This window comes from Kitasatospora sp. LaBMicrA B282 (assembly GCF_050325825.1).
Lineage (GTDB): Bacteria > Actinomycetota > Actinomycetes > Streptomycetales > Streptomycetaceae > Kitasatospora.
Genome location: NZ_JBNQTI010000013.1, coordinates 21,456 through 35,433, shown reverse-complemented (window position 1 = coordinate 35,433; position 13,978 = coordinate 21,456). Strand labels below are relative to the sequence as shown.

The window sequence follows — 13,978 nt, the reverse complement described above, 5'->3', positions numbered from 1 at the left end:
CGTCCGGCTGCCGGATCCCCAGATGCCGGCCAAGGCCCCCTGGCCGCGGCGCTCGACGCGCCGCATCCAGGTCGGCCGGGTGCCGGTCGGCGGGGGCGCGCCGATCCCGGTGCAGACCATGACCACCACCCTCACCGCGGACGTGGACGCCACCCTGCAGCAGATCGCCGAGGTCACGGCGGCCGGCTGCGACATCATCCGGGTCGCGGTGCCCTCCCAGGACGACGCGGAGGCGCTGCCGGCGATCTGCGCCCGCTCCCCGCTGCCGGTCGTCGCCGACATCCACTTCCAGCCGCGCTACGTGTTCGCGGCCATCGAGGCCGGGTGCGCGGCGGTGCGGGTCAACCCCGGCAATATCAAGAAGTTCGACGACCAGGTCGCGGCCATCGCCCGGGCCGCCGGCCAGGCCGGCGTGCCGATCCGGGTCGGGGTCAACGCCGGGAGCCTGGACCCGCGGATGGCCGACCTCTACGAGGCCGACCGGGCCGAAGCCCTGGTCTCCTCCGCGCTCCACGAGGCGGAGCTGTTCGCCGAGCACGGCTTCACCGACCTGAAGATCGCCGTCAAGCACCACGACCCGCAGACCGTGATCGCCGCGAACCGGCTGCTGGCCGAGCGCTGCGACTACCCGATCCACCTCGGCGTCACCGAAGCCGGCCCCGACATGCAGGGCGCCATCAAGTCCGCCGCCGCGTTCGCGGTGCTCCTCACCGAGGGCATCGGCGACACCATCCGCGTCTCGCTCTCGGGCCCGCCGGTGGAGCAGGTGCGTGCCGGACAGCAGATCCTCGCCTCCCTCGGGCTGCGCCCCAGGAAGCTGGAGATCGTCTCCTGCCCCGGCTGCGGCAGGTTGCAGGTGGACATCCACCAGCTGGCCGCCCGTGCGCAGGCCGCCTTCGACGGCTTCCCCCACCCGCTGCGGGTGGCGGTGATGGGCTGCGTGGTCAACGGCCCCGGCGAGTCCCGCGAAGCCGACATCGGGGTGTCCTGCGGCAACGGCAAGGGCCAGATCTTCGTGCGCGGCGAGGTGGTGCGCACGGTGCCCGAAGCCAAGATCATCGACGCCCTCCTCGAAGAGGCCCTGCGCCTGACCGAGACCACGGACAGCCCCGACAGCACCGAACTCACCGACAGCCCCGAAGCCGCCGACCGGCCCGACACCGCCGAAGGCCGCGAGCGGTGAGCCGACGCCGCGTCAAGAACCGTCCCGAGAGCCAACGACCGACCCCAGGAGCAGCTGTGAGCACCGAGACCCCCGCCGCGCCCGTCGAACCCGACCCCGAGCACGCCCCCGCCCCCCAGCCGGGCGGAGCGCGGCACTCCCTCTCGACCGAGGCCGCCCGCCAGCTGGCCACCACCACCAAGACCCCGCCGCAGATGCAGGGCATCACCTCCCGGTGGCTGCTGCGCCGCCTGGACTGGGTGGACGTGAAGGGCGGCACCTACCGGGTCAACCGCCGCCGCACTCTCACCCCCGGCCGCGGCCGTGTCCAGTTCGTCCAGAACAGCGCCGACGACGTCAGGATCATCCCCGAGACCATGCGGGCCTTCCCCACTATGGCCGACTTCGAGGACACCGCGGTCCTCGCGGATCTGGCCGCCCTCTTCACCGCCCGGCACGTCCAGCGGGGGACCGTGATCGTGACGCAGGGCCAGCCGGTCGAGGAGGCCTACATCATCGCCCACGGCCGGCTGGGGCAGTACGCGGTCGGCCGGTACGGCGACACCGGATCCCTCGGGGTCCTCGCCGACGGGGACCAGCTCGGTGACGAGGCCGTGGGCCAGGCCGCACCGCTGTGGTCCAAGACGGTGAAGGCCGAGACGGACGCGGTCGTGATGGTCGCCTCCTGGGCCGCGGTCAACGGCCTGCTCGCCACCCACCCGCACCTGGCCCGGCACCTGGAGCGCTACATGGCCTCCCTGAGCCAGAAGGCCGACCGCGGCGGCGAGGCGGCCATCGAGGTCGCCGCCGGGCACAGCGGTGAGCCGGACATCCCCGGCACCTTCGTGGACTACGACGCCTCGCCGCGCGAGTACGAGTTGTCCGTCACCCAGACCGTGCTCCAGGTCCACTCCCGGGTGCAGGACCTGTTCAACGACCCCTTCAACCAGACCGAGCAGCAGATCCGCCTCACCGTCGAGGCGATCCGCGAGCGGCAGGAGTGGGAGATGCTGAACAACCGGGACTTCGGGCTGCTCCACAACTGCGCGTACGAGCAGCGGATCAACACCGCGGCCGGCGCCCCGACCCCCGACGACATGGACAACCTGCTGACGATGCGCCGGAAGACGAAGTTCTTCCTCGCCCACCCCAAGGCGATCGCCGCGTTCTTCGCCCAGTGCAACCAGCGCGGACTGATGCCCGCGATGACCGACATCGACGGGAGCCAGGTCCCGGCCTGGCGCGGGGTGCCGCTCTTCCCGTGCGGCAAGATCCCCGTCTCCGCCGAGCACACCACCACGATCATGGCGATCCGCACCGGGGAGAGCGACCAGGGCGTGGTCGGCCTGCACCAGACCGGCATCCCGGACGAGCTTGAGCCCTCGCTGAACCTGAAGTTCATGAGCATCGACCACAAGGCGATCGTCTCCTACCTGATGACCGCCTACTACTCGGCGGCGATCCTGGTGCCGGACGCGATCGGCCTGTTGGAGAACGTGCAGATCGGCCACTCGACATGAGCCCCCCGCGCCCGGGGGAGCCCGACCCCACCGACCCCGGCCACCTGGCCGCGCTGTTCCGCAGGGCCGGCCGGGTGCCCGCCCCCGCCACCCGGACCAGGGACACCCGCCGCGACCAGCCGCTCGAAGCCCCGCACCAACACGTCCGGGACTCCGCACCACGCACGCCCGCCGCGCCCGGCGGAGGCGACCCGGGGTACCGGATCCGGACCGGCCCCAGCGGACCCGGCACCGGCTTCACCCGCCCCCACCACGGCCACTCGGGCATGGTCGGCGAACAGCCCGTGCACCCGATCCCGGGCCTCTACTGGCACCCCGTCAAGGAGCCGGACCCCGCCCTGGTCGCCGAGCTCGACCGCCGCATCGGGCACTGGGCGGTCCACGAGGTCGACCTCTACCCACCCGAGTGGGAGGAGCAGTTCGTCGCCTTCGACTTCGGCCGCTACGTCGCCCTCACCTCGCCGCACGCGGCCGGCCTGGACCACCTGGAGGCGGCGGCCCGCCTGCTGGTCGCCGAGAACGCGGTGGACGACTGCTACTGCGAGGACCACGGCGGTTCCGCCCACGGCCTCGGCGCCCGGCTGCTGATGGCCCACTCCGCGCTGGAGCACCCGTACTCGGTCGAGCCCTACGAGAGCGAGTGGCTGCGCCACCTCGACTCCGAGGCGCCCTGCCGCGCCTACCGCTCGGCGATGGACTTCTTCGACGGCCTCGCCCCCGACCAGATCCGCGACCGCGAGATCCACGACCTGGCCCGCCTGCACCTGGGCTACCTGGCCGAAGCCGCCTGGGAGACCGAGCAGCGGGTGCCGACCGTCGGCGAGTACCTGATGGTCCGACAGTACAACAGCTTCCGCCCCTGCCTGACCATCGTGGACGTGATCGACGGCTTCGCCCTCCCGGCCGACCTGCACGACCACCCGGCCGTGCAGCAGGTGCTGGCGCTGGGCTCGTTGGCCACCACCCTGGCCAACGACCTGTACTCCTACACCAAGGAGCTGCGGGCCAAGCGTCCCCACGTCAACCTCCCCACCGTCCTGCAACGGCACGAGGGCCTTGAGCCGCGCGAGGCGTTCCGGAAGGCCATCGGCATCCACAACACCGCGCAACACCGCTTCGAAGCCGCAGCGGCCGCCGCCAAGACCCGCCTGCCCGACCCGACCACCGCCGCCTACCTCGACTCCGTCGCCGACTGGATCGACGGAAACCACTGGTGGCACGCCACCAACACCCGCCGCTACACCCTCCCCGACTTCGGGGACCCGAGCTGAAGGACACCGCAGTGAGCATCACCGAGAACACCGGCCCGGCCACCGCCTACCAGGGCGACATCGCCCGCTACTGGAACGAGGAGGAGCGCCCGGTCAACCTGCGCCTGGGCGAGGTCGACGGCCTCTTCCACCACCACTACGGCATCGGCTCGGCCGACTTCACCGTCCTGGCCGGCGACGACGCGGGCCGCGAGCAGCGCATCATCAACGAACTGCACCGCCTGGAGACCGCCCAGGCCGACCTCCTGCTGGACCACCTCGGCGACCTCACCGAGCAGGACGCCATCCTCGACGCCGGCTGCGGCCGCGGCGGCACCAGCCTGATGGCCCACCAGCGGTTCGGCTGCGGCGTCACCGGCGTCTCCCTCTCCACCAAGCAGGTCGCCTTCGCCAACCAGCGCGCCGCCGACCTCGACGTCCACCACCGCGTCCGCTACCACGTGCGGAACATGCTCGACACCGGGCTGGACACCGGCTCCCTCGCCGCCTCCTGGAACAACGAGTCCAGCATGTACGTCGACCTGAACGACCTGTTCGCCGAGCACGCCCGCGTGCTGCGCCACGGCGGCCGGTACGTCGTCATCACCGGCTGCTACAACGAGGTCTACGGCCAGCCCTCCAAGGCCGTGTCCCTCATCAACGCCGAGTACGAGTGCAACTGCCACGGCCGCCGCGAGTACTTCCAGGCGATGGCCAACAACCGGCTCGTCCCCGCCTACGTCGAGGACCTCACCCCCCTCGCCATCCCGTACTGGGAGCTGCGTTCCGTGGCCGGCGTGGCCACCGGCATCGAGGAGGCCTTCCTCAACGGCTACAAGGACGGCAGCTTCCAGTACCTGCTGATCGCCGCCGACCGGGTCTGAGCAGACGCCCGGGCGAACACCCTCCGACCGGGGCCGACCATGGTCCAGGCCAAACGCCCCGCCCCTGATCGGACCCGACCCGTCCAGTGGCTGACCTGCGGCTGGTGCAGGATCAGATGGAACCGGCCCCAGCGGAACGGGCCGGCGCCGAGGTGGTGCTCAGCCGCCTGCAAGCAGGCGGCCTGGCGTGAACGCGTGGGGCCCGAGGTCCTCACCGAGCGCCGTCGGCAGGCCGAAGCCGCCCGTCTCCACCACGCCTTGGTACAGCGGTACCGGCTGCTGTACCAGGCCATCGACCCGACCCACCCGCTTTCCCTGGCCACCGCCCTGGCGCTGCTGCCGGAACTCGCCGGCGCTGAAGCCGGTGGCCGGGGGAGTGCGAACGAGCTCTACGAGACGGCCGCCGCAACCTGGCATCCGGACCTGCCGGGCGGCGACGGCCAGGTCTTCGAACTCCTCCGCGAGGCCTACCGGGTCGTCACCTGCGCGCCGCACGAACCCGGGTAGGCCACCACGACCGCCGGCCCCGAACACCCCGTCAGCAGACCCGCACGAACCACGCCGGGACGCCGCCCGCAGCGTCTTCGGCAGCCGACCCGGTATCGACCCCGCCCAGAAGGGATGACCCGCCGTGCCGCGACCCTTCGCGTCCAGGCCCGACAGCGTGCCGGGCCTGGACCTGGACTCCTTCAAGCATCAGATCGCCGACATCATCACGGAGTTCTTCACCACCAAGACCGGCCCCGTCCTCGACGTCCTCATGGGCGCCGTCGCCGGTGGCAAGCTGTTCCGCCCGGTCCTGTGCGTGGTCGGCTGGCACGCCGCCTGGGGGCCCCGCTCCGACGAAGCCGCGCTGCGCCTGGGCGCCTCCCTGGAACTCTTCCACGCCTACCTGCTCATCCACGACGACGTCTTCGACAACGCCGACACCCGTCGTGGCCGCCCCGCCCTGCACCGGCACCTGGAGAGCCGTCACCCGGGCGCCGGCACCGCGCTGGCCATCGCCGCCGGCGACGTGCTCGCCTGCTGGCACCAGGAACTGGTCAGCACCGCCCCGCTCTCCCCGGGCCAGAACTTCCGCGTCGGCCCCGCACTGGACCGCATGCGCCGCGAGGTCGTCCAGGGCCAGTACCGCGAACTCCTGCTCACCCAGCAGGGCCCCGCCGAGGACCTCTCCCAGGTGCTGGCCATCGCCCGCGCGAAGTCCGGCAACTACTCCGTCACCTGGCCCCTGGTGATCGGTGCCACCGCCGCCACCACCGACTCCGCACCCGCCAACGCGCTGCGCCACTTCGGCACCCCGCTGGGCGAGGCGTTCCAGCTGCGCGACGACCTGCTCGGCGTCTTCGGCGACCAGGCCGTCACCGGCAAGCCGGTCGGCGACGACCTGCGCGAGGGCAAGCCCACCGCACTGCTCGCTCTGGCCTGGCGCCAGGCCGACAGCGTCCAGCGCCGTACCCTGCGCGCGCACGTCGGCCGCTCCGACGCCAGCGAGGCCGAGATCGTCGAGTGCCAGCAGATCATCACCGATCTCGGTGTCCCCGGCCGGGTCGAGGCGATGATCAACGGCCGCTACGAACAGGCCATGGACGCCCTCGACCAGGCCCCCGTCACCGCACCCGCCCGAACCACCCTGCGGCACCTGGCCGCCCAACTCGCCTACCGGGACACCTGATGACCGAAGCAAAAAGGGTTCTGCTCGCCGCCCCGCGCGGCTGGTGCGCCGGCGTCGACCGCGCGGTGCGCACCGTCGAACGCGCCCTCGACCAGAGCGACGAGACGGTCTACGTCCGCCACGAGATCGTCCACAACCGCCACGTCGTCTCCGACCTGCACCAGCGCGGGGCACTGTTCGTGGAGAGCACCGACGAGGTCCCCGAGGGGGCCACCGTGGTGCTCTCCGCCCACGGCGTGGCCCCCTCCGTCAAGCGCGAAGCCGCGGTTCGCGGCCTGCACGTGATCGACGCGACCTGCCCGCTGGTCGAGAAGGTCCACCGCGAAGCGCGCCGGTTCGCCGCCGCCGGCTACCGCATCCTGCTGATCGGCCACGCCGGACACGAGGAGGTCACCGGCACCCTCGGCTACGCACCCGGCCGCATCCACCTCGTCGAGAGCCCCGAACACGCGGCCACCATCGAGATCCCCGGCTCCCGCAGCCGCAAGCTGGTCTGGCTCTCCCAGACGACCCTCTCCGTCGACGAGGTGATGCGCACCGTCGCCGTCCTGCGCCGCCGGTTCCGCCGCCTCGAAGACCCGCCGAGCGACGACATCTGCTACGCCACCCAGAACCGGCAACACGCCGTGCGCGAACTGGTCGCCCACGGCGCCCAGCTGGTCCTGGTCGTCGGCTCCGCGAACTCCTCCAACTCCCAGCGGATGGTGGACGTCGCCGAGGAGGCCGGCGCCCGGGCCGCCCTCATCGACGACGCCTCCCAGGCCGACCCCGGCTGGCTGCAGGGGCTCGACATCGTCGGCGTCTCCTCCGGCGCCTCCGCTCCCGAGCACCTGGTGACCGGCCTGCTGGAATGGCTGGCCGGCCACGGCTACACCACCGTCGAGGAGGTGGTGACCGGCACTGAGGGCCAGCGCTTCGCCCTGCCCAGGAACGTCTGACCGAAGGCGACTGTCGAAAGCAGTGGGATGACCGCACTGCAGAGGAGAGCGGAATGGACCCGTACGCCCGCCTCAGAACCCCTCCACCTCCGAGTGAAGAGAATCCCGAGCGCGCCCGGCGAGTCGAAGCGGCGCTGGAGAAGTGGGCCTTGGAGATCGGAATCGCCGATTACCTGGGTGAGATCAACCTCAGCGGCTTCGGCCGCATGATGTGCCTGGCCAATCCGCGTGCGGTGAGCGACGCCCACCTGCTCGTGCTGGCCAAGTGCTTCGTCGCCGAGTACATCACCGACGACACCTGCGAGGACAACGAGCACGGTGTCGTCCCGGCGCAGCTGTACCCGCAGCTGATGATGGGGACCTTCACCATCGAACCGACCGTGCCGCTCGCCGGCTACGCGAAGGAGTGGGACGCGCGCACCGGGTCGAGCACCCTGTGCCAGGCCTGGCGCGGCGCCATCGCCAGCCTCCACGAGGTCGCCACCCCCGCCCAGGCAGGACGCCTCAAGCACGCCCTGGCCACCCTGTTCATCGGCTTCGGGGGCGAGTCCGGGTGGCGGCTGGCGCAGCGGGTTCCCCCGTCCTGGGAGTACCTGATGGAGCGCCAGCTCAACTCGTTCTTCTGCTCCATGATCCTGCCGGACGTGGCCGCCGGCTACGAGCTGTCCCCCCAGCTGTACTACCTGCCGGAGGTGCAGCGGGCGCTGCGCGCGGCCGCGCTCTCCAGCAACCTGATGAACGACGTGTACTCGCTCTGGCGCGACCTGGAGCAGAAGAGCACGGCCTTCAGCCTCCCGCTGCTGCTCGCGTCGGAGCAGGACCTCCCGCTGGAGACCGCGGTGGAGCGGACCATCGACCTGCACAACGAACTCATCGGCTTCTTCCAGGCGGAGAAGACCCGACTGACCGCGGCGTACGGCCCGACGCTGGGGCGCTACCTCGCCGACGTCCTGAACTGGCTGGCGGTCAACCGCCACTGGCACGTGACCAGCGACCGCTACCGGAGGCCGGCATGACCGGCCGGGAACGCGCCCTGGTGGTGGGCGCCGGCTACGCCGGGCTGCTGGCCGCGCACGTCCTGGCCACCCGCTTCCGCGAAGTCGTCCTGCTCGACCGCGACGAGATCCCGGACAGCGACCAGCCGCGCAAGGGCGTCCCCCAGGGACACCACCCGCACTACCTGCTCGAACGCGGTGCCAACACCCTGGAGAGCCTGCTTCCCGGCCTGCAGCAGGCCGTGACCGCTGACGGGGTGGCCCAGCGCGACTTCGGCACCGCCGCGCAGTTCCTGCTGCCCTCCGGCTGGACCCCGCGGGTCCGCACCGGCATCCGGATCCAGTCCATGACCCGCCCCTACCTGGAGCAGCAGATCCGCCGCCGGGTCCTGGCCCATCCCAACGTGACGCTGCGCTGCGACGTCCCGGTCGACGGGCTGCTGGCCACCCGGGACCCGCACCGCGTCCACGGCGTGCAGGCCGGGGGCGAGCGGGTCACCGCCGACCTCGTGGTCGCCGCCACCGGCCGCAGCAGCAGCCTGACCTCCTGGCTGGCGCGGTCCGGCTGCGGGCCGGTGCCCGAGCGCACCGTGTCGGCCGAGGTCACCTACACCTCCCGCACCTATGCGAGCGCCCCGCCCGGGCTGGAGGCCTGCCTGGCCGTCCTGGTCTACGCGCCGGACCAGCCGCGCGGCGGGGGAGTGCTGGCGGTGGAGAAGGGGCGCAGCACGCTGGCGCTCTTCGGGTACGGTGCCAACCACCCGCCGCTGGACGACGAGGGCTTCCTGGCCTTCGCCAAGACGCTGCCCGATCCCTTCCTGGCCGAGTTCCTCGCCACGGCCCCGCCGACCGTCAACGCTCACCGGTTCATCGACCGGGGCAACCACTGGCGCCTGCTCCACCAGGCCCGTGCCTGGCCGGACGGGCTGGCCGTGCTGGGCGACGCGCACTGCCGGTTCAACCCGATCTACGCGCAGGGGCTGACGGTGGCCGCCCTGCAGGCGCAGGCCCTCGGCCGCTCGCTCGACCGGGGCGAGGACGCCCGCGCCTTCCACCGGCGCTGCGCCCGCATCATCCGCGTGCCGTGGCTGATGTCCTCCAGCTCGGACCTGGCCTGGACACCGCGCCAGGCACCGTGGGGCGCCCGTGCCGCCCACTGGTACAGCGGCCGCCTGGTCGACCGCGTGCCCACCGACCCCGGCCTGTACCGGGTATTCGCCGGCGTCCAGCACATGCGGCGGTCCCCCGCCGCGCTGGTTTCCCCGCCGGTCGTCATCAAGGCGCTGCGGCGCCGGAAGGAGAGCACCACATGAGTGGGACAGGTGACATGCACCCCGGAGCCATCGCCCTGCGCCAGCAGTACCGGGCGATGACCGACGGAGACATGCCGAAGGTCGTGCAGCACTTCGCCGACGACATCTACTACGAGGAGCCGCCCCTGAGGGTCGTCGCGCACTCCCCGGCCGAGATCGCCAAGGGCTACGAGCCGTGGCTCACCTGCGTGCGCTTCGCCTTCCCGGTGCTGGACGCGTTCGGCACCGGCAACCGGGCGGCGCTGCGGTGGGAGATGCGCGGCACGCTCCTGAAGGACATGCCCGGACTGGTGTCCCCGGAGCACGTCGGCACCACGTTCGTCATCCACGGCGTGACCGTGGCCGAGTTCAACGACGAGCAGCGCATCGCGCGCTGCGGCTGCTACTGGGACTTCGGGGCGTTCGCGGCTCAGTTCCAGTAGCGGTCTCCGGTGCGGGAGGCGCGGGTCCGAAGCGCCTCCCTTCCGTCACCGAACCCCGGGCCGCTGCCCGGGTCCGGCGTGCGCTGCGGCCGGTGGGCGCCCTGGACGCCGCGTTTCAGCGCCGTCGGACCCGCGCGACCACGGCCGCACGATGGTCAGCTGATCCGACTTCTTCGGTCGAACGCAGTAACACCAGAGTGGCGTGATCCGAACTCCCCGCCCCGCACGCCAGGATGACCTCCGACCTCGTGCGCAGAACCGGGAAGGGGTTGTCGATGGGACCGCTGCTCCGCCTCACCACGGCCGCGCTGGTCGGCCTGGGCTGCTGCGCCCCGGCATCCGGTGCCGGGGCCACTGCGGCGCCGCGAGCGGCCGTTCCGGCGCTGACCGTCACGCCGCGGGCCTCCGCGGTGGACAGCGGCCAGGCCGCCGTCTTCGACCTGCTCCTCACCACGGACCAGGCCTCGGTCGGGCAGGGCCTGACCGTCACCGGGACGGTGGACACGGACGCGACCACCACCACGAGCGTGACCCCCACCGGCCCGGGCGCGACCGGGTGGACCTGCACCGGCGGCACCACCACCTTCCGCTGCACGACGCCCTCCGCCCCGGCCGCGCCGCAGCTGACCGTCACGGTCGCCACCGTCAAACGCCAGTTCCTCACCCCGCTGACCCTGAACGCCACCGGCACCACCGCCGGCGGCAGCGGCAGCGCGAGCGCCACCGTGACGCTGCGCGGCGCCCCCGGAGGCATGGCCTCGATCGACAACACGGTCACCGGCACCGCGGCCCCCGCCCGCACCACCTGGTCCACGATGACCTTCCCGATCACCGTGAACGCCGCCCCCGACGCCTGGGGCTACTACTTCGCCCGGCAGTGGGACCTCGCAGGCGGCACCAACACCGCCTACATCGGCATCCAGCCGGGCCCGAACCACACCCAGGACCCGCACTTCTCCGTCTTCGGCCCCGGCGCGACTATCGTGGACACCGCCCACTGCCACACCGGCGCCGACGGCGGCGCCGGCGTCAGCTGCGACGTGCTGACACCGCTGGTCCTGGGCCACCGCTACGAGCTGACCGTCACCCGCGCTGGCGACCAGCCCGACCCCGCCTCGGTGATCTGGCGCGGCACCATCCTCGACACCGACGCCGCCCCGGGCCCCGACGGCACCCCGGCCCAGCCGGTGCAGATCGGCGCCTGGCAGCTGCCGGCGAGCGCCGGGGACATCACCGACAACCCCACCGGCTTCGTCGAGTTCTACAGCGGCAAGCTGACCTGCGACCAACTGCCCTACGCCGACGTCACCTTCGGCGCCCCGACCGTCGACGCGGGCGTGCCGGTCACCGTCACCGCCTCCGGCACCTCCTACGGCCACTGCGGCGACCAGGTCGACTACACCAGCACGATCACCGGCGCCGACCAGCGCGTCACGCTCGGCTTCCGGGCCAACCTGAGCACCACCCTGAGCACCGCCACCCCCACCATCACCCAGGGCACCCCCACCGTCCCCGTCCAGTACGCCACCGTCCCGGGCACCGCGAAGTCCACCAACTGGATCGGCGTCTTCCCGGCTGGCGTCACCCCCTCGGCGAGCACCTACCTCCCCGGCGCCTGGCTCGACGCCTCCCAGGACAACGGCACCCTCGACCTGCCCACCGCCACCCTCGCCCCAGGCTCCTACCAGATCTGGTACCTGGCTGCCAACGGCTACGCACCCCTGGCCACCCCCGTCCCCCTCACCGTCACCGCCGCCGACATCAACACCGTGCCGGTGGCCGACCCCGCCGTCGCCGGCCTCACCGGCTTCGCCGCCCTGACCGGCATGACCCTCCTGCGCCGCCGCACCACTGCGTGACCCCACGGCTCGCCCTGCCACCGTCGGCTGACCTTCTCGACTCCGAACTCCCCTTGACCTGGTCAGGTCTGCGAGCACGCCCGCGGCCGCTCGACCGCGGCCGCCTTGGCCCGGCGGCTGTCATGATCAGACGATCGCGGTGACCACGATCTCGATCCGGTAGGAGGCGGGTGCCGGGTGGCACTGCCGGAGCGCCCGTTCGACGTTGTGACGGACGGCGCGGGCGGTGGTGGCGGCCCGGGTGCCCGCGCGGGTGGCGATGGAGATCTCCATGCGCCGTTCCGTGCCGGAGTCGGCGGTGACGCGTACGCCCGGCACGCTGCCGGGGTGCAGTGCGGCGGTGAGCCGGCTGCCGGGGCCGGGGCTCAGGTAGGCGACACCGGGTGTGCCGAGTGCGGCGTCGGCTGCGGTCCGGCCGGCTTGCCGGCGCCGGCGGCGTTCGTCCTCGTGGCTCGGGGGTTGTGCGGTCACTGGTTGCTGCTTCCGTTCGGCTCGCCGGTCGGGGCGATGACGTCGGCGACGGTGACGTCGATGCGTTCGATCGTCACGCCGAGTTCGTCCGTGCCGGCGCGGGCCACGCGCCGGCGCACGGCCCGGGCCGCGTCCTGGGTGGTCCAGTCGGTGGTGATCGCGATGTCCAGGTGCAGTGCGAGCGGGCGGCGGGGGAGGCGGGTGCCGGGCAGGGGCCGTTCGCCGGTGCCGTCCGCGGGGCGAAGGTGGCAGCGGCCGGCCAGGATGCCGGGCAGGGTCTCGGCGGCGTGGCGCAGTACCCGGGCGGCCGCGGACTCGGTGATCCAGTCGTCGTCCTCGGGCCGGCCCAGTGGCAGCAGCGGTCCCGGGCGCAGTTCGGTGCGGACCGTCTCCATGATGCGGTCGGCCAGGGAGGGTGGTGCGGGGGGTTCGGGCTGGGTCAGTGCGGTGCCGATCAGGTCGTGCAGCTGGTCCAGGTCGGCCAGGGCTCTACGGCAGTGGGGGCAGGTGCGGTGGTCGGGTTGCGGTTCGCCGTGTTCCCACAGGTCGGCCAGGTCCGTTCCGCAGGGCAGCGTGTCGGCGTCCGGGGCCCCGGGTGCCTGCGGGTCCGGGTCGGGTGTCATCGCCATGCCTGCATTACCTCCGTCAGAGCGCGTCGTGCACGGTGGATCCTGCCGCGCACGGCGGGTTCCCCGATGCCCACCGCGCTGGCGATGTCCTCGTAGCCCAGTCCGTGGAGTTCGCGCAGCACCCAGCATGCGCGCTGCTCGGGGGTCAGCGTGTGCAGCGCGCGTGCCAGGGCCTCGGAGGAGGCCCTGGACTCCGCCAGGAGGGCCGGGGAGGACTGGTGATCGAGTGCCGCGGGTTCGGGCAGGCCGTCCAGGGGCTGGGTGGGGCGGCGTGCGCGCAGCACGTTGAGGCACCGGTTGGTGACGATCCGGTACATCCAGGTCCCGAACTCGGCGTCGCCGCGGAAGTCCGGAAGTCGGCGCCAGGCGGCGACGAAGGACTCCTGGACGGCGTCCTCGGCCTCGGTGGTGTTGTCGAGCAGCCTGGTCGCCAGCGCGAGGAGCCGGCCGCCGTGGCGGCGGACCAGGATTTCGAACGCGGTGTCGTCGCCGTCAGTGGCCCGGCCGGCGAGCAGGCCGTCGGGCGCCTGCTCCAGCGGATGCGCCGCACGGTGCGGCTCGGGGCCCGCGGGCCCGGGTGTCTCCATGCCGCAGGTTCCCTTCCAGCTCCGGACCGGTGCCCGGCGGCGGTCGGGCCGGGCGGGTGTCCGGCCCCTCACGGGCTGCGTCAGGGCCAACGCCTGCGGCCTGCGATGGACACGGTCCGTGACGGGCTCGTGCCGTCCGGCTCACCCCGACGGCGGCCTGCGGGTCGTGCGGACCCCGGGGACGTCCCAGTGCCTCGGCACGGTCGCCGGGCCGCGCGCGGGAGATATTTTCGGCGGGCGCGTGAGGATCGTCGCTCCGCGGTGTCCAACCAA

14 protein-coding genes are annotated in these 13,978 nt (G+C 72.6%); 11 read left to right on the top strand and 3 right to left on the bottom strand.

The window, feature by feature from the left end; all coding sequences use genetic code 11:
- Positions 1-22 precede the first annotated feature (22 nt).
- The 11 genes from ispG to ACQRUO_RS06490 all read left to right on the top strand — a co-directional run bounded on the left by ispG (position 23) and on the right by ACQRUO_RS06490 (position 12,018).
- Complete coding sequence (ispG, locus tag ACQRUO_RS06540; RefSeq protein ID WP_428314806.1) at positions 23-1,183, top strand: flavodoxin-dependent (E)-4-hydroxy-3-methylbut-2-enyl-diphosphate synthase; 1,161 nt, start codon at positions 23-25, stop codon at positions 1,181-1,183.
- A 56-nt stretch (positions 1,184-1,239) separates the two neighbouring features.
- Positions 1,240-2,682, top strand: a complete 1,443-nt coding sequence (locus ACQRUO_RS06535; RefSeq protein ID WP_428314772.1) for a family 2B encapsulin nanocompartment shell protein — start codon at positions 1,240-1,242, stop codon at positions 2,680-2,682.
- Positions 2,679-3,953: a terpene synthase family protein gene (locus ACQRUO_RS06530; protein WP_428314771.1), complete on the top strand. Its 1,275-nt coding sequence runs from the start codon at positions 2,679-2,681 to the stop codon at positions 3,951-3,953. Before ACQRUO_RS06535 ends, ACQRUO_RS06530 begins: the two co-directional genes overlap by 4 nt.
- Positions 3,954-3,964: 11 nt before the next feature.
- Positions 3,965-4,816 (top strand): geranyl diphosphate 2-C-methyltransferase, encoded by an 852-nt coding sequence (locus tag ACQRUO_RS06525; protein ID WP_428314770.1) that lies wholly within the window; start codon positions 3,965-3,967, stop codon positions 4,814-4,816.
- A 195-nt stretch (positions 4,817-5,011) separates the two neighbouring features.
- On the top strand, positions 5,012-5,323 hold the full coding sequence (locus ACQRUO_RS06520) for a hypothetical protein (protein WP_428314769.1): 312 nt from the start codon (positions 5,012-5,014) through the stop codon (positions 5,321-5,323).
- Between the two features lie 124 nt (positions 5,324-5,447).
- Positions 5,448-6,491 carry a polyprenyl synthetase family protein gene (locus ACQRUO_RS06515; RefSeq protein ID WP_428314768.1) on the top strand — a complete coding sequence of 348 codons (1,044 nt, stop codon included), beginning with the start codon at positions 5,448-5,450 and terminating at the stop codon, positions 6,489-6,491.
- Positions 6,491-7,429: a 4-hydroxy-3-methylbut-2-enyl diphosphate reductase gene (locus ACQRUO_RS06510; protein ID WP_428314767.1), complete on the top strand. Its 939-nt coding sequence runs from the start codon at positions 6,491-6,493 to the stop codon at positions 7,427-7,429. The genes ACQRUO_RS06515 and ACQRUO_RS06510 overlap by 1 nt, the downstream gene beginning before the upstream one ends.
- A 149-nt stretch (positions 7,430-7,578) precedes the next feature.
- A complete protein-coding gene (locus ACQRUO_RS06505; protein WP_428314766.1) occupies positions 7,579-8,445 on the top strand; it encodes a terpene synthase family protein in 867 nt (288 codons plus the stop codon).
- Positions 8,442-9,737, top strand: a complete 1,296-nt coding sequence (locus ACQRUO_RS06500) for an FAD-dependent oxidoreductase (RefSeq protein ID WP_428314765.1) — start codon at positions 8,442-8,444, stop codon at positions 9,735-9,737. Before ACQRUO_RS06505 ends, ACQRUO_RS06500 begins: the two co-directional genes overlap by 4 nt.
- Complete coding sequence (locus tag ACQRUO_RS06495; protein ID WP_428314764.1) at positions 9,734-10,159, top strand: nuclear transport factor 2 family protein; 426 nt, start codon at positions 9,734-9,736, stop codon at positions 10,157-10,159. The genes ACQRUO_RS06500 and ACQRUO_RS06495 overlap by 4 nt, the downstream gene beginning before the upstream one ends.
- A 275-nt stretch (positions 10,160-10,434) precedes the next feature.
- The gene (locus tag ACQRUO_RS06490; RefSeq protein ID WP_428314763.1) at positions 10,435-12,018 is read left to right on the top strand and encodes a hypothetical protein; all 1,584 of its coding nucleotides are present in this window, start codon (positions 10,435-10,437) and stop codon (positions 12,016-12,018) included.
- A gap of 126 nt (positions 12,019-12,144) precedes the next feature.
- Here ACQRUO_RS06490 and ACQRUO_RS06485 read toward each other — a convergent pair whose 3' ends face one another.
- The 3 genes from ACQRUO_RS06485 to ACQRUO_RS06475 are packed head-to-tail and all read right to left on the bottom strand — an operon-like array spanning position 12,145 to position 13,705.
- The gene (locus ACQRUO_RS06485) at positions 12,145-12,489 is read right to left on the bottom strand and encodes a hypothetical protein (RefSeq protein WP_428314762.1); all 345 of its coding nucleotides are present in this window, start codon (positions 12,487-12,489) and stop codon (positions 12,145-12,147) included.
- On the bottom strand, positions 12,486-13,118 hold the full coding sequence (locus tag ACQRUO_RS06480; protein WP_428314761.1) for a hypothetical protein: 633 nt from the start codon (positions 13,116-13,118) through the stop codon (positions 12,486-12,488). Before ACQRUO_RS06480 ends, ACQRUO_RS06485 begins: the two co-directional genes overlap by 4 nt.
- Positions 13,109-13,705, bottom strand: coding sequence for an RNA polymerase sigma factor (locus ACQRUO_RS06475; RefSeq protein WP_428314760.1), 597 nt, complete (start codon positions 13,703-13,705; stop codon positions 13,109-13,111). The genes ACQRUO_RS06480 and ACQRUO_RS06475 overlap by 10 nt, the downstream gene beginning before the upstream one ends.
- Between the last annotated feature and the right edge of the window lie 273 nt (positions 13,706-13,978).

Excerpts from the sequence above, each read along its gene's own strand:
- ispG (WP_428314806.1), top strand. The coding sequence starts at position 23 with ATGCCGGCCAAGGCCCCCTGGCCGCGGCGCTCGACGCGCCGCATCCAG.
- ACQRUO_RS06530 (WP_428314771.1), top strand. The coding sequence starts at position 2,679 with ATGAGCCCCCCGCGCCCGGGGGAGCCCGACCCCACCGACCCCGGCCAC.
- ACQRUO_RS06510 (WP_428314767.1), top strand. The coding sequence starts at position 6,491 with ATGACCGAAGCAAAAAGGGTTCTGCTCGCCGCCCCGCGCGGCTGGTGC.
- ACQRUO_RS06500 (WP_428314765.1), top strand. The coding sequence starts at position 8,442 with ATGACCGGCCGGGAACGCGCCCTGGTGGTGGGCGCCGGCTACGCCGGG.
- ACQRUO_RS06495 (WP_428314764.1), top strand. The coding sequence starts at position 9,734 with ATGAGTGGGACAGGTGACATGCACCCCGGAGCCATCGCCCTGCGCCAG.
- ACQRUO_RS06490 (WP_428314763.1), top strand. The coding sequence starts at position 10,435 with ATGGGACCGCTGCTCCGCCTCACCACGGCCGCGCTGGTCGGCCTGGGC.
- ACQRUO_RS06480 (WP_428314761.1), bottom strand. The coding sequence starts at position 13,118 with ATGGCGATGACACCCGACCCGGACCCGCAGGCACCCGGGGCCCCGGAC.
- ACQRUO_RS06475 (WP_428314760.1), bottom strand. The coding sequence starts at position 13,705 with ATGGAGACACCCGGGCCCGCGGGCCCCGAGCCGCACCGTGCGGCGCAT.